This window comes from Nocardioides sp., from assembly GCF_036405735.1.
Lineage (GTDB): Bacteria > Actinomycetota > Actinomycetes > Propionibacteriales > Nocardioidaceae > Nocardioides.
The window spans coordinates 96,454-116,995 of sequence record NZ_DASWXC010000058.1; the positions used below are offsets into that span (position 1 = coordinate 96,454).

Here is a 20,542-nt window from a genome sequence, read left to right on the forward strand (position 1 = left end):
GAGCTGGTGGACGAGCGTCACTGGACGCTCGGGCTCTTCTCCGCCGCGGCGGCGAGCACGCCGAAGTAGTCCTCGATGCCCCAGCCGATGGAGAGCGGTGAGGGGTTGGCCGAGGCGGCCAGCGGGGTCGACTCCTCCAGCACCGCCACGGCGCCGCTCCTGATCGCTGGGATCTTCGACAGCAGCGGGTCGGCCTGGAGCGCCTTCACGGTCGAGCCGTCCGCGGCGCCGTACGTCACGAAGACGTCGACGTCGTCGAACGACTCCGCCTCCTCGGCGCTGACCGTCTCGTAGAACGCCTCGCTGTCCTTCGACGTCTTCTCCACGATGCTCGGCACCGGGAGGCCGTTCTCGACCAGGAAGCCGGGGCGGGTGTCGTTGAGCGTGTAGAAGTCGACCTTGCTCAGGTCAGCCGGGTCGAGGTAGGAGAACAGCACCTTCTTGTCCGCGAGGGCGGCGTGCTGCTCGAGCGCCGCGGTGGTCTGCTCCTCGAGGGAGGCGATCAGCTCCTCGCCCTCCTCGGCGAGGCCGATCGCCTCGCTGTTCATCCGGATCATGTCGTTCATCGACGTGGCCCAGGCGACGTCCGGGTAGGCGACGACCGGGGCGATCTTGCTGAGGGTGTCGTACTCCTCCTGGGTGAGTCCGGAGTAGGACGCGAGGATGACGTCGGGCTGGGTGTCCGCGACCGCCTCGAAGTCGACCCCGTCGGCCTCGTCGAAGAGCACCGGGGTGTCCGCGCCGAGCTCCTCGAGCTTCTCCTCCACCCACGGCAGCACGCCGTCGTTGTCGTCGTCGCCCCACGCCGCCTTGCTCATGCCGACCGGGACGACACCGAGGGCGAGCGGGACCTCGTGGTTGGCCCACGCGACGGTCGCGATGCGCTCCGGCTTCTCCTCGATGGTCGTCTCGCCGTACGCGTGCTCGATGGTCACCGGGAAGGCTGGGTCACCGCTGCCCGCGTTGCCGGTGTCCTCGGCCTCGGAGGCGTCGTTGCCGCAGCCGGCGAGCGTGAGGGATCCGACGAGCAGCGCGACCGCTGCGGTGCGGAGGGAGAGACGAGGCACGGGACCAACCTTCACTTAGGCGAGACTAACTAAGGGAAGCCTAACCATAGGAGCGGGTTGTTCGGCAAGGTGGTGCCGTCACCCTGGTGGCTGTGGGGCGTCCGCGGAATCCCCGGTTCACCGGGGATTCCGCGACTTCGGGGGCGTTGCAACGCCCCCGAAGTCGCAGTTCTGCCCGCGAAGTGAGACCAGTGGAACTCCCGCTTCGGTAGCTGGGCAGGGTTTGTCCACAGCTGAGGAATCCGTTCGGTTCGTGCGGCGTACGGCGGGAAGGCGGACCGCATGATGATCCCGCCAGATGACCCCCGGTTCACTCCCATCACGACACGCAAGCAGCTGATCGCGGACGGCTACACCGACCACGGCATCGCCGCGGCCCTCAGGGCGCACGCCCTGGAGCGACCACGGCGCGGCTCGTACGTCGCCGGCACGGTCTGGGCCGCCGCCGACGAGGGAGTGCGCCACGCGATCATCGCCCGGGCGGCCTACCAACAGGCACGCACGAGGGCGGTGCTCACGCACGTGTCCGCGCTGCCGTTCCTCGACGCCGCGATGTGGGGACTCGACCTGAGCGAGGTCCACCTCACCCGCGAGGACGGCAAGGCCGGCCGACGCGAGGCGGGAGTGCGTCAGCACTGCGCCAAGTTCACCGACGGCGACGTCGTCACCACCCACGGCATCCGACACTCCTCCGCCTCCCGGGCCTGCCTGGAGGTGATCACCGTCGCCACCGTCGAGGTGGCACTCGCCGTCGTCGACTTCTTCCTACACCGGGGAGACACCACGGTGGCGCAACTGAAGAAGCGGTACGCCGCCGGCATCGAACACTGGCCGAACACGCTGACCGCCGGGCTCGTCCTCTCCCTGGCCGACCCCCGGATCGAGTCGGTGGCCGAGGCGCGCACGTCGTACCTGCTCTGGAAACAGCGGCTCCCGACGCCGGTGCCTCAGCACGAGGTGCGTGACCGCGATGGGCGGCTCGTGGCGCGGCTCGACTTCGCCTGGCCGGAGCTGGGTGTCTGGCTGGAGTTCGACGGCAAGGAGAAGTACCTCAAGCACCTGCGTCCGGGGGAGACCGTGACCGACGCCGTCCTGCGCGAGAAGCGGCGCGAGTCCGACATCGCGCGCCTCACCGGCTGGCGCTGTCTGCGCATCACCTGGCAGGACCTAGAGCACCCCGAGCGGGTCGCCGCCATGCTCCGTCAGCTCTTCGCCGATGTCGCGGCCGAACGCCGAGCGGGCGCCTGAGGCCCGTACTTCGGGGGCAGTTCTCCGACTTCGGGGGCGTTGCAACGCCCCCGAAGTCGCGGAATCCCCGGTTCACCGGGGATTCCGCGGACCCGCCGAACCCGTCAGATCGACGTGCGGTGGAAGTTCTGGAAGCTCCGGGAGGCGGTGGGGCCGCGCTGACCCTGGTAGCGGGAGCCGTACCGCTCCGAGCCGTACGGGTGCTCGGCCGGCGAGGTGAGCCGGAAGAAGCAGAACTGCCCGATCTTCATGCCGGGGTAGAGCCGGATCGGCAGCGTCGCGACGTTCGCGAGCTCGAGTGTGACGTGGCCGGCGAAGCCGGGGTCGACGAAGCCGGCGGTGGCATGGGTCAGCAGGCCGAGCCGGCCCAGCGACGACTTGCCCTCGACGCGCGCGGCGATGTCGTCGGGCAGGGAGACGGTCTCGTACGTCGAGCCGAGCACGAACTCACCGGGGTGCAGGATGAACGGCTCGTCGCCGTCGGTCTCCACCATCCGCGTCAGGTCGCTCTGGTCGGCCGCGGGGTCGATGGCGGCGTACTTGTGGTTGTCGAAGACCCGGAAGAAGCGGTCGAGCCGCACGTCGATCGACGACGGCTGGAGCATCTGAGGCTCCCAGGGGTCCAGGGCGATCCGGCCGGACTCGATCTCGGCCAGGATGTCGCGGTCGCTCAGCAGCACGGGGGTCACCCTACCGACGGAGCCGGCCGCAGGACCCCCGTTGGCCGAGCCGCGCGAGACCGGGCGGAGAATGCCGGCATGGACTTCCGCAGGTACGTCGCACTCGGGGACTCCTTCACCGAGGGCGTCGGCGACCCCGATCCGAGCCGCCCCAACGGCGTCCGGGGCTGGGCGGACCGGGTGGCCGAGGTGCTCGCCACCCGCCAGCCCGACTTCCGCTACGCCAATCTCGCGATCCGTGGCCGCAAGCTGCCGCAGATCATCGCCGAGCAGGTGGAGCCGGCGATCGCGCTCGAGCCCGACCTCGTCACGATCTACGGCGGCGGCAACGACATCCTCCGGCCCCGGGTCGACATCGACACGCTGCTCGAGGCGTACGACGGCGCGGTGGCGCGGCTGACCGCGACCGGCGCGACGGTGCTCGTGTGGACCGCCTTCGGCGCCCGCACGTCGGCGTTCTACAAGCCGCTGCGCGGGCGGTTCGCCTACTACAACGAGCTCGTGCGCGAGATCGCGGACCGCCACGGCGCCACGATCGTCGACTACTGGCGGATGGCGGAGTACGACGACCCGGGCTACTGGGACATCGACCGGCTGCACATGTGCACCCCCGGACACGAGCTGATGGCGGTCAAGGTGCTCGAGCGGCTCGGCGTGGAGCACGATCTGCCGACGCCGCGGCCGACCACCTATCCCGTCCTCACGCCGCGCGAGCAGCGCGCCGCGAACGCACAGTGGGTGCGCGAGCACCTCGGCCCGTGGGTGCACCGCCGCGTGACCGGCCGTTCCTCGGGCGACGGCCTCGCACCGCGCTGGGCCGCGCCGACCTCGCCGCTCGACTGGGCTGCGCCTCCGAAGGGGGCGTGAGGTAACATCCGTCCCGCTGGTTCGCCAGCATGCGGACGTAGCTCAGTTGGTAGAGCGTCAGCTTCCCAAGCTGAATGTCGCGAGTTCGAGCCTCGTCGTCCGCTCCGTCGATGGAGGCCCGGATCCGAGCGGATCCGGGCCTCCGCCATTTGGGAGGATGGCCCACATGAGCTTCGAGGGCTTCCCTGTGGCGGCGCTGGACTTCTACGACGACCTCGAGGTCGACAACACCAAGTCGTTCTGGGAGAAGCACAAGCACGTCTACGACGAATCCGTCCTGGCGCCGATAAAGGCGCTGACCGCCGCGCTCGAGCCGGAGTTCGGGACGGCCAAGATCTTCCGGCCCTACCGCGACGTCCGGTTCAGCAAGGACAAGACGCCGTACAAGACCCACCAGGGCGCGTTCGTCCGGGTCGCCGACGCCACCGGCTTCTACCTCGAGCTCTCGCCCCGCGGGGTGCGGACCGGCGGCGGCTTCTACGACGCCTCCCCCGCACGACTTGCCGCCTTCCGCGCCGCCGTCGCGCACGACCGGTTCGGACCGGAGTTGGAGCGGCTGCTCGACGAGGCGCGCGAGGCCGGCTTCGACGTCGGCGGCGACCGCCTCAAGACCAGCCCGCGCGGGTACGACGCCACGCATCCCCGCATCGACCTGCTCCGACACCGGTCGCTCACCGTCGGCCACCTGATCGGCTTCGAGCCGGTCATCCACACCGCCGAGCTGCTCGAGCTGGTGCGGGACGACTGGCGCACGATCCGGCCGGTCGTCGAGTGGTGCCGGGAGCGACTGGCGGTCTAGGACGCGAACCGGAGGTCCAGCCGGATCCCGGAGCCCGGTGCCGGCGGTGCCTTCGATCGGTAGCGATGGCCCGTGGGCGTGGTGAGCACGACGGTGTGGGTTCCGCCTGAGTCGTCACAGGCGAGGGCCGACCAGCCAGGCAGCGTCTTCGTCTGGTTGCAGGCCTCGCAGAGCCCCTGGCCGTTGCTGGCGCTGGTCTCACCGCCGTCTGCCGCCGGGTGGACGTGGTCTCGGTGCCGGATCCGTGCGTTGCACCAGGGGCTGCGGCAGAACCGGTCTCGCAGCCTCAGGAACTGCCCGAGCTGGCGCGGGAAGAGCCGTCGGTCGGAGTCCATCGCGACCAGCCGCCCCGAGAGGGGGTGGGCGTAGAGCCGCCGCAGCCAGACCTTGCTCCGCGCGTCGAGCGCGTCCGCCACCAGCTCGCGCGCGAGATCGGCGGGGATGGAGCCGTGGTCCTCCAGCTCGACCGGGTCATCGGACGACCCCAGCAGCGTCTGGTCGCTCATCACCAGGTTGATCGCCACCGGCACGATCGGACGATCCTCCGCATCGGTGGCGGCACCAGTCAACCGCCGGACCAGCGTGTCGGCCATCAGCTGGCCCCGGCCGCGAGGATCACCCGCGGCCGCAGTCGCGTCGGCGGTGCGGCTCAGCGCGGCGTACGCCGCCACGCCCTGCGCGACCGGGAGCAGCGCGGTGAGGTAGACCATCGTGTCGGGCGCCGGGCGGATCGACACGAACCGATCGGCCTCGGCGCGACGCCGTCGCTCGGCGACGCTGGCCGCATCCAGTCGGGCCGCCATCGCGCGGGCCTCTGCCTCCACGCGCCGGTCGGACATCGCCTCGAGCTGGGCGGCGTCCAAGGCCAGCTCGGCGTCGACGCGAGACCGGTCGTCCCGAGTGAGGCAGGCGGTCTCTCGCGCCAGCACGAGGGCGCGGCGCTCGGTGATCCGCCCTTCGGTCCACGCCCGGGCGGTCCACGGCATCTCGGCCAGCACCGCCTTGGCCAGCCCCAGCAGGATGCGGCCGCGGTGCGGGGAGACCCGGCGGGCGAGCGCGACCTGCTCGGCCACGCCCTTCCCCTGCTGGGATGCCGGCGCTCCGCGTTCGGCAGCCACGGAGCGCTGGGACTCGTCGAACGCCGCTGCCAGCCGCGCCTGCCGGGCTTCCAGGGCCGCCTTGAGCACCTCGATCTCGTGGATCTCGTCGATGCGCGCGGCGTCGTCGCTCACCACCGGCGCGTCGGCCGCACGCAGCCTCCAGCCGCGGACCTCGTCCGCGGTCAGGATGGCCGGCGTGCTCTGCATGGTCAGCACGCTAGACACGACCACCGACAGTCCGCGGACGTTGGCTGCACGACCGGTGATCGCCCCCCGCTTGCTGCTGCGAGCACCCCCGCCTACACTTCAAGTTACTGGCCAGTAGTACCTACCAGTACGCGTGCGGCGCCATCGGCGCCGCCGGGGCCGCACCGGACCATCTCCTTAGGAAGCGGTGGAGAAGTGAGCCACTACAAGAGCAACCTGCGCGACATCGAGTTCAACCTCTTCGAGGTGCTGGGTCGCGACAAGATCCTCGGCACCGGACCGTTCGCCGAGCTCGACGTCGACACCGCGAAGGAGATCCTCGCCGAGATCGAGCGGATCTCCCGTGAGGACCTGGCGGAGTCGTTCGTCGACAGCGACCGCAACCCGCCGGTCTTCGACCCGGCGACCAACACCGCGCCCGTGCCGGCCGCGTTCAAGAAGAGCTACGACACCTGGATGGAGTCGGGCTTCTGGAGCCTGTCCACCCACCACGAGATCGGTGGCACCCAGGCGCCGCCGTCGCTGGTGTGGTCGACCGCGGAGCTGATCCTCGGTGCCAACGCCCCGATCTGGATGTACGCCGCCGGCCCGTTCTTCGCGAAGGTGGTCTTCGAGAACGGCACCGACCGCGACAAGCGCATCGCCGAGATCATGGTCGAGCGACTGTGGGGCGCCACCATGGTCCTCACCGAGCCCGACGCCGGCTCCGACGTGGGCGCGGGCAAGACCTTCGCCACCCCCAACGAGGACGGCTCCTGGAACATCTCCGGCGTCAAGCGCTTCATCACCAGCGCCGAGTCGGACCTGCAGGAGAACATCATGCACCTCGTGCTCGCGCGTCCGCGCGGTGTCGAGGGCGTCGGCGGCCCGGGTACCAAGGGCCTCTCGCTCTTCCTGGTCCCGAAGCACCACTTCGACCACCAGACCGGCGAGCTCACCGGTGAGCGCAACGGCGTCTACGTCACCAACGTCGAGCACAAGATGGGCATCAAGGTGTCCAACACCTGCGAGGTCACCTTCGGCGACCCGCAGGTCGGTGGCGGCGAGCCGGCCAAGGGCTGGCTGCTGGGCGAGGTCCACGACGGCATCCGCCAGATGTTCGACGTCATCGAGAACGCCCGCATGATGGTCGGCACCAAGGCCATCGCCACCCTCTCGACCGGTTACCTGAACGCGCTGGAGTTCGCCAAGTCCCGCGTCCAGGGCGCCGACCTCACGGACCCGGCCAAGGACGCGCCGCGCGTCACGATCACCCACCACCCCGACGTACGCCGCTCCCTCATGGTGCAGAAGTCCTTCGCCGAGGCGATGCGCTCGCTGGTGCTCTACACCACCTCGTGGCAGGACGACGTCGAGCTGGCCAAGCACTCCGGCGAGGAGAACAAGCTCGCCGAGGCGGTCAACGACCTGCTGCTCCCGATCGTGAAGGGCTACGGCTCCGAGCGCTCCTGGACGATCCTCGGCACGGAGTCGCTGCAAACCTTCGGCGGCTCCGGCTTCCTGCAGGAGTACCCCATCGAGCAGTACGTCCGCGACGCGAAGATCGACACGCTCTACGAGGGCACCACCGCGATCCAGGGCCAGGACTTCTTCTTCCGCAAGATCGTGAAGAACCAGGGCGTCGCCCTGGGCCACCTGGCGACGGAGATCAAGGGCTTCCTCGAGGCCGACGGCAACGCGGAGCTCAAGGAGAGCCGCGCCCTGCTCGCGACCGCGCTGACCGACGCCGAGGCCATCGTCGGCCACATGTTCAACGACCTGCTCTCCTCCGACCCCTCGTCGGAGACGGGCAACATCACGAACATCTACAAGGTCGCCCAGAACACCACCCGGCTGCTCATGGTGCTCGGCGACGTGGTCTGCGCCTGGCTGCTGCTGCGCGGTGCGGAGGTCGCGCTGGAGAAGCTCGCCACCGACCCGGGCAAGGACAAGGCCTTCTACGAGGGCAAGGTCGCCGCGGCGAAGTTCTTCGCGGCGTACAACCTGCCGAAGGTGAGCGCCGAGCGCGCCATCGCCGAGGCCGTCGACCTCTCCCTCATGGAGATCGACGAGTCGGCCTTCTGAGCCGAGGGTCGCGACCAGCGACACGACCGCGGCCCGTCCGGCACCAGCCGGGCGGGCCGCGGTCGTTTCTCACGTTCGCTTTTCCGCACCGTGGGCACTTCGGGACGAGCTCGCCGATATGCCGGACCGGGGCGCGACGCCGGGTTAGCCTCCCGCCATCGCTCCGTCCCGCTGCCGACCTGCGAAGGCTCCCGCATGCCCCTCCCCCGACCGGCTCGTGGCCGGCGCCTGCTCCTGCTCCTGACCGCCGTGCTGGGCTTCACCGTCCCCTCCGCCCTCGCCGCCGTCCCGCCGCTGGAGTTCAGCCAGGCGATCGGCGACCCGAGCGTCGTGAAGACCAAGAAGCAGCAGTACGTCGCCATCGCGACCGGTCCGCAGGTGATCCGGATGGTGTCGAAGAACGGCCGTCGCTGGCACGCCACCGCCCCGGCGCTCGCCGCCCGACCCAGCTGGGCGCGTCCCAAGGGGGAGATCTGGGCCGCCGACCTGGTGCGGCTGGGCCGCACCTGGGTGCTCTACTACTCGGCCCCGGTCTATGGCATGACCTCGACCAGCCGCTGCATCGGCGTGGCGACCGCGCGCATCAGCACCGGCCAGTTCCGCCCGGTCGGGGACCGGCCGCTGGTGTGCCCGCCGGCCGCCAAGGCGCCGCCCGCATGGGACCCGGTCCTCGAGCCGGGCATGACCACGCCGACGTACCCGACCATCGGCGCCATCGATCCCTCGATCTTCCTCGACCGCGGCCGGGTGTTCCTGCTCTACAAGACCGACGGGAAGCCGTCCTCGATCCGGATCCTCCGCCTCAAGCGCGGTGGCCTGCAGCCCTTCGGCCCGCGCAGCAGGGCCCTGTTCGGGTCCGCCGGAGTGCTCGAGAACCCCGTCATGGTCCGGCGGGGCAAGTGGGTCTACGCGTTCATGTCCGCGGGCGACTACACGCGCTGCAGCTACGCCACGGTGTGGCGGCGCTCGAAGAACATCTGGGACTGGAGCCGACGCGTGCAGCGCGTGCTGCTGGACTCCACCACCACCCGCGGCGTGTGCGGGCCCGGCGGCGCCGACGTGCTGGTCGACGGCCGCGACGTGAAGCTCTACTTCCACGGGTGGACCTGCAACGGCAGCCCCCGGCCGTGCCTGGAGCCGTTCCACAACTGGGACGGCAAGGAGGCCTACCGCACGCCGGTCCGCGCGCTGTACGGCGCACACCTGACCTTCACCAAGCGGCATGTCGTGAAGGTGGACCGGTTCATCCGGCCCCGGCGGGGCTGAGGAGCCTCAGCGTTTCGCCACCGTCGCCCTCGGCTACCGGTCCTCCACAGGTGCGCACCAGCGCACCGCGAGAGAAGGAGTTCCCATGGGCATCGGAATCGGCATCGTGCTGCTCGTGCTCGGCCTGATCCTCCTGACCGGCGCCGTCGAGCTGCCGCAGGCCATGGCCGACAACATCGCGAGCGAGACGCTGGGCTGGATCCTGCTCGCCGCCGGCATCCTCTCCCTGGTGCTCGCGCTCGTGCTGAACCGCCAGCGCCGCCACACCAGCGACACCTACGTCGAGCGCCGCGTCGACGGCGGCCGGACCACCGTGGAGCGCGACTACCACGACACCGACCCCGGCCTGCGCTGACCGGTCGGCACCCGTCGGCGGGCGGTCCCTACCCTGAGATCCGTGGACACCTGGACCCCCGCCGACATGACCGACCAGTCCGGACGCACCGCACTGGTCACCGGACCGACCGTCGGCGGGCTGGGGTTCCACACCGCCGCGGAGCTGGCCCGTCGCGGTGCCCGTGTGGTGCTGGCCGGCCGTTCCCCTGAGCGGCTGGCCGAGGCTCGCGCCGCACTGCGTGAGCTCCATCCGACCGCGGCCGTCGAGCTCGTCAAGCTCGACCTGACGTCGCTGACCTCGGTGCGGGAGGCGGCCGCCACGGCCGGCGGCTTCGGCCCTCTCGACCTGCTCGTCAACAACGCCGGCATCATGGCGCCGCCGTACGCCCGGACCGGCGACGGCCTGGAGCTCCAGCTGGCCACCAACCACTTCGGGCCGTTCCTGCTGACCGGCCTGCTGCTCCCGCAGCTGGCCGCCAGCGAGGACGGCCGCGTGGTGACCGTCTCGTCACTGATGCACAAGTACGCCCGCTCGGCGCCGCTCGACGACCCGCGCCAGGAGAGCGGGAGGTACGCCGCCTGGCAGGTCTACGGCCAGAGCAAGCTCGCCAACCTGCTCTTCACCGTCGAGCTCGAGCGGCGGCTGCGCGCGGCGGAGCTGCCCGTGAAGGCGCTCGCCGCCCATCCCGGGATCGCGAGCACCCACCTGGTCGCGAACGGGCCGCTGAGCCGCCTGCCGGGTCGCTCGACGCTCGGCCAGCTGGTCACCCGGACCGTCAGCCAGTCGCCCGCCGCGGGCGCGTGGCCGACGCTGATGGCGGCCTGCGCCGACCTGCCCGGCGGCACGTTCACCGGCCCGGCCGGCCGGTTCGAGCTCACCGGTCCCGCCACCGTCGTGGCCGGCCGTCGGCTGGCGCGGGACCCGGAGACCGCCCGGCGGCTGTGGGAGCTGTCGGAGTCGGTCACCGGCCTGCGCTACCCCTGAGCGGTGTCGCCCCGCCCCGGCGGCCACACGTAGGGCAGGTCGTCGGGCACGCCGGGGAACAGCGGTCCGTAGTGCGCGGGGTCCTTGCGCAGCAACGACGACTGGTGGCTGCGGTGGAAGTCCTCGTCGCCGAGCCACGCGGGCAGCTCACCGGCCGCCGCCAGCTCGGCCTGGGTGCGCACCCGCATCACGCCGGCCGCGGCCAGATCCGCGGCGATCGTGTCGGCGCAGGTGTCGGCGTGCCCGGCCGCCGTCCACGCGCTTGTCGAGGCGAACGCATAGGCGCCGAGCGCCTCCAGCCAGCCGGCCCACATGCGCACCGCCGGGTGGCGACGCCAGGCGTAGTCGGGCACCGTCAGCCCACGGACGATCTGGATGCACTCGACGCGCTGCTTGCCGAGTCGGCGGCGGTCCAGCACCGCCATGGTGCGGTCGAAGTCGGCGTACGGCAGGAAGGTCTGCACGCCCTGCCGGTTACCGCTGGCGCGGCCGGTACTCCGCCGCGGTGCGGCGCATCGCGGCCTCGCGGGCGATCTTGGCGTTGGCGCCGAAGAGGAGCCGCAGCTGCTCCGCGCGCTCCCGGGCGAAGGTGCGCCGTGGGGAGCGCTGCCAGGTGCGGTCGAAGAGCCGCTTGGCGGCCGCGAGCGCGTCCGGCGACCTCTCACTGAGCCGGCCGGCGAAGGCGGTGGCGGCGGCGACCGGATCGGGGTCCAGCTCGGTGACCAGCCCCAGCTCGCGGGCCTCCTTGCCCGTGATCATCTCCGCGGTCATCGTGAGCCGCTTGGCCTGGTCGATGCCGACCAGCTCGGAGAGCGACTGGATCCCCGACATGTCCGGGATGATCCCCCACTTGCCCTCGAGCACCGACCAGGTGGAGTCCGGCGTCGCGAACCGGAAGTCGGCCGCCAGCGCGATCTGCACGCCCCCGCCGAGGCAGTGACCGTGGACGGCGGCGATGACCGGCACCGGGACCCGGCGCCAGGCCCAGCACGCCTCCTGGAACAGGTTGGTGCCCCGGCGCGCCGACGGCACGAACGCGGCGGCGATGCGTCGGGGGTTCTTCAGCACGGACCCGAAGTCGAGCCCGGCGCAGAACGCCTCACCGTCGCCGGCGACGACCACGGCGCGCAGCGTCTTGTCCTTGCGCAGCGCACGTGCGGTGTCGACCAGCTCGCGCAGCAGGTCGAGGGTCAGCGCGTTGAGCTTCTCGGGGCGGCTGAGCCGGACCTGGGCGATCCCGTCGGTGACGGTGCAGGTGACAAGAGACATGGGAGAAAGGGTATTGGCAGGATGTGACCATGGCTGACCCGCGCGCTGGAACCCCCGCCACCCCGGCCGACCTGGTCGACGTGCCGCGTCTGGTGACGGCCTACTTCACCGGCGTGCCCGATCCCGAGGACCCCGACCAGCAGGTCGCGTTCGGGACCTCGGGCCACCGCGGCTCGTCGCTGCGGACGGCGTTCAACGAGACCCACATCCTCGCGATCACGCAGGCGATCTGCGACTACCGCCGCGAGCAGGGGTACGACGGCCCCCTGTTCCTCGGCAAGGACACCCACGCGCTCTCGGAGCCGGCGTTCGCCTCGGCGCTGGAGGTGCTCGTCGCCAACGACGTCACGGTGCTGACCCAGGAGGGCTTCCAGCCGACGCCGGCGGTCTCCCACGCGATCCTGACGGCGAACCGCGGGGTCTCGACGGGCTCGACCAGCGGGAGGTCCGGCCTGGCCGACGGGATCGTCATCACGCCGTCGCACAACCCGCCCGCCGACGGCGGCTTCAAGTACAACCCGCCCCACGGCGGGCCGGCCGACAGCGACGCGACCTCCGCGATCGCGGCACGGGCGAACGAGCTGATCCGCGGCGGGCTGCGGGACGTGAAGCGGACGTCGTACGAGGCGGCTGTCCGGGCAGCCGGAACGTATGACTTCCTCGGCGCCTACGTGGACGACCTGCCGAGCGTCGTGGACCTGGACCGGATCCGTGAGGCCGGCGTCCGGATCGGCGCCGACCCGCTCGGCGGGGCGTCGGTGCACTACTGGGCGCGGATCGCCGAGCAGCACCGGCTCGACCTGACCGTGGTGAACCCCGAGGTCGACCCGACCTGGCGGTTCATGACGCTGGACTGGGACGCCAAGATCCGGATGGACTGCTCCTCGCCCCACGCGATGGCGTCCCTCATCGACCGGCGGGCGGACTACGACATCGCCACCGGCAACGACGCCGACGCCGACCGGCACGGCATCGTGACTCCCGACGCCGGCCTGATGAACCCCAACCACTTCCTGGCGGTGGCCATCGGCTACCTCTTCGGCGGCGCCCGCCCGGACTGGCCGGACACCGCGCGGATCGGCAAGACGCTGGTCTCCTCCTCGATGATCGACCGGGTCGCCGCGTCGCTGGACGGCGGCACGGGCAAGCCGCTGGTCGAGGTCCCGGTGGGCTTCAAGTGGTTCGTGCCGGGGCTCCTCGACGGGTCGTTCGGCTTCGGCGGCGAGGAGTCGGCCGGTGCGTCCTTCCTGCGTCGAGACGGCCGGCCGTGGACCACCGACAAGGACGGCCTGATCCTCTGCCTGCTCGCCTCCGAGATGCTCGCGGCGACCGGGACGTCACCGTCGCAGCACTACGCCGCGCTCGTGGAGCAGCACGGCGAGCCGGCGTACGAGCGCATCGACGCGCCCGCCACCCGCGAGCAGAAGGCGGCGCTCGCCGCCCTGTCCCCCGACGCCGTCGGCGCCACGACGCTGGCCGGCGAGGAGATCACCGCCAAGCTCACCGAGGCACCCGGCAACGGCGCCGCGATCGGCGGGCTCAAGGTCACGACGGAGTCGGCGTGGTTCGCCGCCCGGCCGTCGGGCACCGAGGACGTCTACAAGATCTACGCCGAGTCCTTCCGCGGCACCGAGCACCTCGCCCAGGTGCAGGAGGAGGCCAGGGCCGTCGTGTCGGCGGCCCTGGCCTGAGTCACCGGGGGGTGACCGCCCGGGAGCGGCTGCTGCTCGCGCTCCACCCGACGCTCGTCCGGACCCGGACCGTCGCCGCGTAGGTCACGCCCTTCTTCTTCGGGAGCCGCACCTCGAGTGAGCGAGCCGCCGCGCCGACCGGGTACCTCGCGGTCCGCTTGACCTTGCCCTTCTTCAGCGTCACGACGCTCACCTCGTAGCCGACGACCGCGCCGCTGCCGGTCGCCGTCGGCGTCCAGGCGAAGACGGCGGTCGTCCGGCCACCCTTGCGGCCGGGCTTGGCCGCACCGATGCGGGGAGCGGACGGCAGCGTCGCGGTCGGAGGGAGCGGCGGCGTGACGACCACCGGGGCCAACATCCGCACCGTCGTCGTCTCACTGCTGGTGCCGGCACCGTTGTACGCGACGACCTCGACGACGTGGTCGCCGGTCGCCACCTCCGGGAAGACGTACGACGTCGTGGCGGCGTCGACCTCCGTCCAGTCCTGGTCGTCGAGGCGGACCCGGTAGCTCTCGATGTCGGCGCCGCCGGTGTCGGCCGGTGCCGCCCAGTGGACCGTCACGCTGCGGGCGCCGCGGTCGGCGACGGCGGTGAGGTCACCCACCTTCCCCGGCGCATCGGCGACCGTGAAGGTCCAGGTCGACGGCGGCCCGACGGCCATCCGGTTCTGCGCGGTGACCGTGAGCCGGTAGGTGTGGCCCAGCACGAGCTCCTGGAGCGGGTACGACGTCGCCGTGCTGGCGATCGCAGCCAGCTCCGTCCCCGCCGTCTCGTCGCTGAGGACGAGCCAGTACTGCCACAGCGGGGTCCCGCCGTCATCGGGTGCCGACCAGGTGGCCGTGGCCGTCCGGGCGGCGACGTCCACCTGCCCGGTCAGGTCCGCGATGGCACCGGGACCGACGGGGAGCGCGACCGTCACGGGAACGCTCACGACCTCGGACTCCCCGTGCGCGTTGCGCGCCTCGACCTGGAGCGTGTAGCTGCCGGGCGTGACCCAGCGCAGCTGCGCCGCGGGCGTGTAGGTCTCCTGCCAGAACGCCGCATCGGGGTCACCGGCCTCCGGCAGCAGCCGGTAGCGGTACAGCGCCGCGCCGACCTCGCCGCCGTTGTCGGCCGACGCGGTCCAGGTCGCGTCGACCGTCAGGTTCTCCGGGTCGCTCCGGTCGACCGTCGCCTCGAGCTCGGTGACGGGTGCGGGTGTCGTGACGACGTGGATCGCCTGCGCGTTCCACGACGCCCCGGCACCGGCGAGGTTGACCGCCACGACGTCGACCGTGTGGGTCGAGCCGAGCGCGAGACCCGTCAGCGTGTACGTCGGCTCCACCACCCGGACGGCCGGCTGGTCGTCGACCACGACGTCGTAGCCGAGGATCGGCAGCTCCGGATCGGTGTACGGCGCCTTCCACGACAGCGTGGCGGTGCCGGCGCGGGCGTCGATCACCAGGGGGTCGTACTGGTCGACCTGCCAGGGCGGGAACAGCTCGGGCATGTCGGCGAACAGCCCGGCGATCCGGTCGGGCTCGCGGTCTCCCTTGTTGCCGAAGGAGTTGAAGCCCCTGATCGCCACCGTGTGCTGTCCCACCGGGATGTCGCTCAGCACGGCGTGCTCCACTCCGGGCGCGATCTCCTGGACCTTGGTGTAGGTGGGCTGGAGCTCCTCGTCGTAGGTGACCAGGGAGACCAGGAGCCTCTCGAGCGGGGCCGACGGCACGCTGTAGGGGTCCGTCCAGGTGACGTCGATCGTGTGCGCGACCTTGTCGACCGAGACGTCCGCCTCGAGGACCGGCTCGGGCGGGCCGGGGATCTGGCCCTGGACCTCGAGCGGCTCGCTCTCCCCCACCGCGTTCACGGCGATGACGCGGATCCCCTTCGGACGCCAGCCCGGCGAGAAGGAGATGCCGAAGGAGTAGACGTCGAGCAACGTGTCCGGCAGGACCTCGCTCGCCACCAGGGTGGTCGGGCTGCTCCAGACGCCGGCGCTCAGCTCACTTTGGACACGGTAGGTCAGGATCGGGCTGCCCCCGTCGAGTCCGTCGCCGTAGGAGCGCGACCACTCGGTGTAGAAGTACTGCTTCGGATCGTCCGGATCGTCGCTGAGGCCGACCCACGTGTCCCACAGCACCGGCTTGGCCGGCGCCGTACGCCGGACCGACGCGCTCGCCGACGGACCGGTCCCGGCCGCGTTGACGGCGGCGACGGCGACGCTGTGGATGCCGGTGGTGACCTCGGGCCAGACGTGACTGGTCACGCCGGCGGCGACCCGCACCGGGTCACCCCCGTCGAGGGCGACGTCGTAGCCGGTGATCGTCGCGCCACCGTTGTCCGACGGCGGTGCCCAACCGACGGTGAGCCCCGCTTCGCCCGTCAGGGTGGCCGTGACGTCGTTCGGAGCGCTGGGCGCGGTCGCGGGCGGGTCACAGCCGGCGGTGGCGAGCGTGTAGGCGCCGAGGCTGCCGTAGTCGTCGTAGTCCGTGACCGGGTTGCCGGCACCGCCCGCCTGGGCTCCGCCGCCATCGACGGCCAGGTAGTACGTGCCCGCCGGGACGGTCGTGCTGAGCTGGGCGTCGAGGCCGGACGCGGGCGCGGCCGTCGCGACCGTCTCGCCGTCCGCGTCGAGGAGCGTCAGCACGATGTCGAGGTTCGGCCCGGTCGGGGCCGGCGTCGCAGCGAACGTGACCGCGTCGGTGCACGCGCCGAGCGCGTAGACGTCGACGTCGTTCCGGCCACTGATGACGGCGGTCTCGTCGGGGAGTCGTCCGGCGGAGGCGACGGTGCCGCCGGCCTCGTCCGCGCGGACGGAGGCCCGACCGGCGATGACGGCGACGTCGTCCTGCTGGTTGTTCGCGCCGGCGTAGTCGCCCTTCGACCACTGCGTGACCGGCTCGTAGTAGCCGACGCCCATGATCGGCGCCCAGCCGTCGTGGCCGAGGTCGTAGTCCTGGAGCTGGTTGCCGTCGTGCTCGAGGTCGAAGGTGTGCCCGACCTCGTGGGCCGCCGCCTCCGCGACGTAGCGGGGCTGGTCGGCGACGCCGCCGCCGAAGACCCAGGCGGTCCCGTAGATGTTCGCGGGGTCGACCTCGCCGGCCGTACCGAGCCAGGCGACACCGCCACACCCACCGCCGCACAGCACGGTCCACGCCAGCTCGCTGGAGGTGACGACGAGCCGGGTGCCCCAGTCCGTGTCGTCGACGTCCTGACGCTCCAGCGCCGCCGAGCCGGGGTCCTGGGTCGTCACGTTGATGTCGAAGGGGGCGTAGTCCTCGGCGACCCGCGCCCAGATCTCCTGGATCCCGGCCTTCTCGTCGTCGGTGAAGGCGGCGCCGTTGCCTGCCGGGTCCCAGCCCTCGTAGCTGCCCGTGGGGAGACCCATCTGCACCGACCAGCCGCCGATGCCGACGTCGACGCCGTCGAAGTCGAGGTACACCGTGTGCTCACTGCCGGGAAGGCTGTTGAGCGCGAACGTCTGGTCGAGCGGGTACGCCGGCACGGCAGTCGGGGCGAGCGCAGCCGACCGCTGAGCGTGCGGTGTCAGCGCGTCCTTGACGAAGATCCGACCGGTGGTGTCGACCCACATCGTCGGGTCGGAGGTCAGCAGCCTCGTGAGCTGCTCCGGTGTGCGCTCGTTGAGGGCCGCCACGGCGGGCAGGCGCTTGCCCAGTGCCTTCACGGCCGCCCGGCCGCGCATCGGCTCGGGCAGGGCCTCGCGCGACGAGCTCGTCGAGACCGACCAGTCCGTCTCCGGCTCTGTCTCAGGCTCTGTCTCAGGCTCCGTCGCAGGCTGGGGCTCGGGCTGGGGCTCGGGCTGGGGCTCGACCGTGGAGAGGGCCGGGACGGACGTCCCCGACCCGGCTCGGGACGAGGCCGAAGGGCCGCCATGAACGAGGAGAGCGATCCCGAGAGCGAGGACGAGGACGGCCGGCAGGGCCCGGCGGAGGAGGATCACCGGGCAACGGTAGGGCCGGTGGTCCGCGACCGAGGGCCTTCGCCGCGATCAGGGCTGAGCGGTGCGCCACACCGCACCGACGGGCCATCCCCGCAGCGCGCCGGGATGACCCGAACGAGCCATCCCGGCCGGGACGGACCACCAGCCCGAGCGCCGACGCCGCCCCGCATAGGGTCGGGGGGTGGACGGGACCATCCTGACGTTGGGCGGCGGCGGCTTCTCGACGGCGCCCGAGGGCACCGACGGCCGGACGCTGCTCGACGACTTCCTGCTGTCGCTGACGGGGAAGGAGCGGCCGTCGGTCTGCTTCGTGCCGACGGCGAGCGGCGACTCCCCGGAGTACGCCGACCGGTTCCTGCGCGCGTTCGCGGGCCGTGCCGAGACGTCGGTGCTCTCGCTGTTCGGCCGCGACCCGTGGGGCTACGGCGACCCGGCGATGGTGCTCGAGCAGGACGTCGTCTACGTCGGCGGCGGGTCGACGGCGAACCTGCTCGCGCTGTGGCGGCTTCACCGCCTCGACGAGCGACTGCGCGAGGCGGCGGCGAACGGCACCGTGCTGGCCGGCATCAGCGCCGGCATGAACTGCTGGTACGCCGGCTCCTCGACCGACTCCTTCGGCCCGCTGCGGGCGCTGCCGGACGGTCTCGGGTTCCTGCCGGGCAGCGCGTGCCCGCACTACTTCGGCGAGGCGGAGCGGCAGGCGGCGTACCACCGGATGGTCGGCACCGGCGAGCTTCCCGACGGCCACGCGGCCGACGACGGGGTCGCCCTGCTGTGGCGTGACGGGACGCTCGTCGAGGCCGTCAGCGAGCGGCCCGACGGTCAGGCGTTCCGGGTCTCCCGGGTCGGTGAGGCGGTTGTCGAGACGCCGCTCGAGGTGCGCTACCTGGGCGGTTGACCCGACCGCTCAGCGCGGGCGGACGGCGTTGGAGCGACCGCTCGCCGGGCTCCACCCGATCTCGTTGCGGGCCAGCACCGCGAACGCGTAGCGGATCCGCGGCCGCAGGGCCAGCCGCAGCTCGCGGGAGGTGCGGCTCGGAGCGACGGCGAGCCGTTGGGTGCCGACGACGCGGCCGTCGCGCAGCCGGTAGACGACGAGCTGGTAGCCGGTCAGTGCTCGTCCCCCGGTGCTGGCCGGCGGCGCCCACCGGGCGATCACCGTCCGGGGTCCACCTCGACGACCGGGCACCGCCTGCCGGATCCGGGGCCGTGACGGCGCGGTCAGCGTCGGACCCACGGGTGCGGCGGGTGGCAGGACCAGCGGATCGGGCGCGGGTGTCGCCGTCGGCTCGGGCGTTCCGGCCGGCCGCGTCTCGGTGGCGGCGCTGCAGCCCTGCGCGGCGACCCGGTAGCCGCCCAGGCTGCCGTAGTCGTCGTAGTCCGTGACCGGGTTGCCGGCGCCACCGGCCTGGGCACCGCCGCCGTCGACCACGACGAACAGCCGGCCCGGTGCGGTGCCCGTGAGCGTGGCGTCCATCCCGGTGCCGACCCGCTGACTGCGGCGGGTGCCGGTCGGATCGGTGATCGTGACGGTGCTCTCCCCGGTGGCAGGAGCCCCCGCTGCCAGGGTCGCTCCCGTCTCGTCCACGATCCTCAACTGCACGTCCAGGTCGGCCCCGGCCAGCGCGGCCGGCCACGCCGTGACGGTCCAGCCGGCCCCGCAGTCGCCGAGCCGGTAGACGTCCCGGTCGGCGCGGCTGGCGATGATGCCCGGCTCCACCGGAAGCGCGGCGGCCGTGGCCACCGTGCCACCCGCCTCGTCGGGGCGCTCGCCGAGGTGCTGCTTGATGATCGCGACGTCGTCCTCGCGGTTGGTGGCGCCGGTGTAGTCGCCCTTGGACCACTGGGAGACGCCGCGGTAGTAGGCCGCGCCCATGATCGGCGCCCATGGGACGTGACCCTGGTCGTAGCTCGCCGAGGCGTTCCCGTCGTGGTTGAGCCCGAGCGTGTGGCCGGCCTCGTGGGAGGCGCCCTCCGCCATCGCGCCCGGCGTCGGCCCGGTACCGGCCGGGAAGACCCAGGCGACGCGGTAGAGGTCGACGGGGTCGACCAGGCCCATCACGTCGATCCAGGCGATGCCGCCGCAGTAGCCACCGCACAGCGTGGTCATGGCCGTCCGACTGTCGCTGAAGACCACGCGGGTGCCGTAGGACTGGTCCGCGCTGGTGGTCCGCGCGAGCGCCGCCTCGCCGGGGTCCTCGGTGGTGACGTCGACGTTGAACGGCGCGTAGTCCTCGGCCACCCGGGCCCAGATCTCGTAGATCGCCCGCCGCTCGGCGTCGTTGAAGACGCCCTGGCCGTCGCCGGCGGGATCCCAGCCCTGGTACCAGCCGGCCGGGAGCAGCGAGGTGGTGTGCAGGTTCCACGCCGTCTGGCTGACCTCCTGGCCGTCGAAGTCGAGGTAGATCCGGCGGCTGGCGCCGGGCAGGCTGTGGAGCTGGAAGGCGCGCGCCGGGTCGACGGCGGTGGCTGCCGCTGCCCCCGCGGAGACCTCCCCCGACGTCGCCGGCTCGGCGGCGTCCGGCTCGGCGGCGTCCGGCTCGGCGGCCGCCGGCCGCGCCGGCTCGCGGACGAAGAGCCGGCCGCCGGGGTCGAGCCAGACGGTCTCGTCGGTGCTCAGCAGCCGGCGGAGCTGGGCCACGCTGCGCCCGTTGAACGACGCGACCTGCTCGATCCGGTCCTCGACCGCTCGCAGTGCGGCCGCACCGCGCACCGGCTCCTCGAGTCGCACCGGCGGATGGCGCACGACCGCGTCGGGATCGACAGGATCGACAGGATCGACGGGCACCGGCTGCGCACCGGTCCGGCGAGCGGCGGGCGCGCGTCGTACGGGAGCGGCCGGCGAGGCGAGCGTCGTCGGCGCCGTCGCGGACTCCGCCGGTGCGGCGTCACGGCCGGCAGGCGTCGTACGACGCGGCTCCGCGAGGCAGCCCAGGACGAGCGCCATCGCCGCCACCAGGGCGGCGACGGCGATGACGGTGGTGCGACGACGAGGTGCAGACAAGGTCCGGAGCAAGTAC

16 protein-coding genes and 1 tRNA gene are annotated in these 20,542 nt (G+C 72.1%); 10 read left to right on the forward strand and 7 right to left on the reverse strand.

The window, feature by feature from the left end; translation table 11 throughout:
• Positions 1–17: 17 nt before the first annotated feature.
• The gene (locus VGE38_RS09375; RefSeq protein ID WP_331142271.1) at positions 18–1,067 is read right to left on the reverse strand and encodes an iron-siderophore ABC transporter substrate-binding protein; all 1,050 of its coding nucleotides are present in this window, start codon (positions 1,065–1,067) and stop codon (positions 18–20) included.
• Between the two features lie 282 nt (positions 1,068–1,349).
• Here VGE38_RS09375 and VGE38_RS09380 point away from each other — a divergent pair, with 282 nt between their 5' ends.
• Entirely contained in the window at positions 1,350–2,315 is a 966-nt protein-coding gene (locus VGE38_RS09380) for a putative endonuclease domain-containing protein (RefSeq protein ID WP_331142272.1), read from the forward strand.
• 104 nt (positions 2,316–2,419) lie between these two features.
• Here the strand turns inward: VGE38_RS09380 and dcd are convergent, their stop codons facing one another.
• Positions 2,420–2,995, reverse strand: coding sequence for a dCTP deaminase (gene dcd, locus VGE38_RS09385; protein WP_331142273.1), 576 nt, complete (start codon positions 2,993–2,995; stop codon positions 2,420–2,422).
• Positions 2,996–3,073: 78 nt separating this feature from the next.
• Here dcd and VGE38_RS09390 point away from each other — a divergent pair, with 78 nt between their 5' ends.
• The 3 genes from VGE38_RS09390 to VGE38_RS09400 all read left to right on the forward strand — a co-directional run bounded on the left by VGE38_RS09390 (position 3,074) and on the right by VGE38_RS09400 (position 4,661).
• Complete coding sequence (locus VGE38_RS09390; protein ID WP_331142274.1) at positions 3,074–3,862, forward strand: SGNH/GDSL hydrolase family protein; 789 nt, start codon at positions 3,074–3,076, stop codon at positions 3,860–3,862.
• 31 nt (positions 3,863–3,893) lie between these two features.
• Positions 3,894–3,966: transfer RNA gene (locus VGE38_RS09395), tRNA-Gly, on the forward strand.
• 62 nt (positions 3,967–4,028) lie between these two features.
• The gene (locus tag VGE38_RS09400; RefSeq protein ID WP_331142275.1) at positions 4,029–4,661 is read left to right on the forward strand and encodes a DUF2461 domain-containing protein; all 633 of its coding nucleotides are present in this window, start codon (positions 4,029–4,031) and stop codon (positions 4,659–4,661) included.
• On the opposite strand, the gene VGE38_RS09405 is transcribed toward VGE38_RS09400, so the two are convergent.
• A complete protein-coding gene (locus VGE38_RS09405; RefSeq protein ID WP_331142276.1) occupies positions 4,658–5,968 on the reverse strand; it encodes an HNH endonuclease in 1,311 nt (436 codons plus the stop codon). The two genes, VGE38_RS09400 and VGE38_RS09405, sit on opposite strands and share 4 nt — an antisense overlap.
• A 195-nt stretch (positions 5,969–6,163) precedes the next feature.
• On the opposite strand from VGE38_RS09405, the gene VGE38_RS09410 reads away from it, so the two are divergent.
• The 4 genes from VGE38_RS09410 to VGE38_RS09425 all read left to right on the forward strand — a co-directional run bounded on the left by VGE38_RS09410 (position 6,164) and on the right by VGE38_RS09425 (position 10,619).
• Positions 6,164–8,032 carry an acyl-CoA dehydrogenase gene (locus VGE38_RS09410; RefSeq protein ID WP_331142277.1) on the forward strand — a complete coding sequence of 623 codons (1,869 nt, stop codon included), beginning with the start codon at positions 6,164–6,166 and terminating at the stop codon, positions 8,030–8,032.
• A 195-nt stretch (positions 8,033–8,227) separates the two neighbouring features.
• Positions 8,228–9,298 (forward strand): family 43 glycosylhydrolase, encoded by a 1,071-nt coding sequence (locus tag VGE38_RS09415; protein WP_331142278.1) that lies wholly within the window; start codon positions 8,228–8,230, stop codon positions 9,296–9,298.
• Positions 9,299–9,383: 85 nt separating this feature from the next.
• Entirely contained in the window at positions 9,384–9,653 is a 270-nt protein-coding gene (locus VGE38_RS09420; protein WP_331142279.1) for a DUF6458 family protein, read from the forward strand.
• 42 nt (positions 9,654–9,695) lie between these two features.
• Positions 9,696–10,619 carry an oxidoreductase gene (locus VGE38_RS09425; RefSeq protein WP_331142280.1) on the forward strand — a complete coding sequence of 308 codons (924 nt, stop codon included), beginning with the start codon at positions 9,696–9,698 and terminating at the stop codon, positions 10,617–10,619.
• On the opposite strand, the gene VGE38_RS09430 is transcribed toward VGE38_RS09425, so the two are convergent.
• Together VGE38_RS09430 and VGE38_RS09435 are read right to left on the reverse strand one after the other, a co-directional pair.
• Positions 10,610–11,083 carry an MSMEG_6728 family protein gene (locus VGE38_RS09430; protein ID WP_331142281.1) on the reverse strand — a complete coding sequence of 158 codons (474 nt, stop codon included), beginning with the start codon at positions 11,081–11,083 and terminating at the stop codon, positions 10,610–10,612. The two genes, VGE38_RS09425 and VGE38_RS09430, sit on opposite strands and share 10 nt — an antisense overlap.
• A 10-nt stretch (positions 11,084–11,093) precedes the next feature.
• A complete protein-coding gene (locus tag VGE38_RS09435; RefSeq protein WP_331142282.1) occupies positions 11,094–11,888 on the reverse strand; it encodes a crotonase/enoyl-CoA hydratase family protein in 795 nt (264 codons plus the stop codon).
• A gap of 29 nt (positions 11,889–11,917) precedes the next feature.
• Here VGE38_RS09435 and pgm point away from each other — a divergent pair, with 29 nt between their 5' ends.
• Positions 11,918–13,579, forward strand: coding sequence for a phosphoglucomutase (alpha-D-glucose-1,6-bisphosphate-dependent) (gene pgm, locus VGE38_RS09440; RefSeq protein ID WP_331142283.1), 1,662 nt, complete (start codon positions 11,918–11,920; stop codon positions 13,577–13,579).
• Position 13,580: 1 nt separating this feature from the next.
• On the opposite strand, the gene VGE38_RS09445 is transcribed toward pgm, so the two are convergent.
• On the reverse strand, positions 13,581–17,522 hold the full coding sequence (locus tag VGE38_RS09445; protein ID WP_331142284.1) for a fibronectin type III domain-containing protein: 3,942 nt from the start codon (positions 17,520–17,522) through the stop codon (positions 13,581–13,583).
• Between the two features lie 181 nt (positions 17,523–17,703).
• On the opposite strand from VGE38_RS09445, the gene VGE38_RS09450 reads away from it, so the two are divergent.
• Positions 17,704–18,420, forward strand: coding sequence for a Type 1 glutamine amidotransferase-like domain-containing protein (locus tag VGE38_RS09450; RefSeq protein WP_331142285.1), 717 nt, complete (start codon positions 17,704–17,706; stop codon positions 18,418–18,420).
• A 9-nt stretch (positions 18,421–18,429) separates the two neighbouring features.
• Here VGE38_RS09450 and VGE38_RS09455 read toward each other — a convergent pair whose 3' ends face one another.
• Positions 18,430–20,526: a hypothetical protein gene (locus tag VGE38_RS09455; RefSeq protein WP_331142286.1), complete on the reverse strand. Its 2,097-nt coding sequence runs from the start codon at positions 20,524–20,526 to the stop codon at positions 18,430–18,432.
• Between the last annotated feature and the right edge of the window lie 16 nt (positions 20,527–20,542).

Bases quoted from the DNA above. Each gene is read 5' to 3' on its own strand.
- pgm (WP_331142283.1), top strand. From the start codon at position 11,918: ATGGCTGACCCGCGCGCTGGAACCCCCGCCACCCCGGCCGACCTGGTC.
- VGE38_RS09415 (WP_331142278.1), top strand. From the start codon at position 8,228: ATGCCCCTCCCCCGACCGGCTCGTGGCCGGCGCCTGCTCCTGCTCCTG.
- VGE38_RS09420 (WP_331142279.1), top strand. From the start codon at position 9,384: ATGGGCATCGGAATCGGCATCGTGCTGCTCGTGCTCGGCCTGATCCTC.
- VGE38_RS09390 (WP_331142274.1), top strand. From the start codon at position 3,074: ATGGACTTCCGCAGGTACGTCGCACTCGGGGACTCCTTCACCGAGGGC.
- VGE38_RS09405 (WP_331142276.1), bottom strand. From the start codon at position 5,968: ATGCAGAGCACGCCGGCCATCCTGACCGCGGACGAGGTCCGCGGCTGG.
- VGE38_RS09400 (WP_331142275.1), top strand. From the start codon at position 4,029: ATGAGCTTCGAGGGCTTCCCTGTGGCGGCGCTGGACTTCTACGACGAC.
- VGE38_RS09435 (WP_331142282.1), bottom strand. From the start codon at position 11,888: ATGTCTCTTGTCACCTGCACCGTCACCGACGGGATCGCCCAGGTCCGG.
- VGE38_RS09380 (WP_331142272.1), top strand. From the start codon at position 1,350: ATGATGATCCCGCCAGATGACCCCCGGTTCACTCCCATCACGACACGC.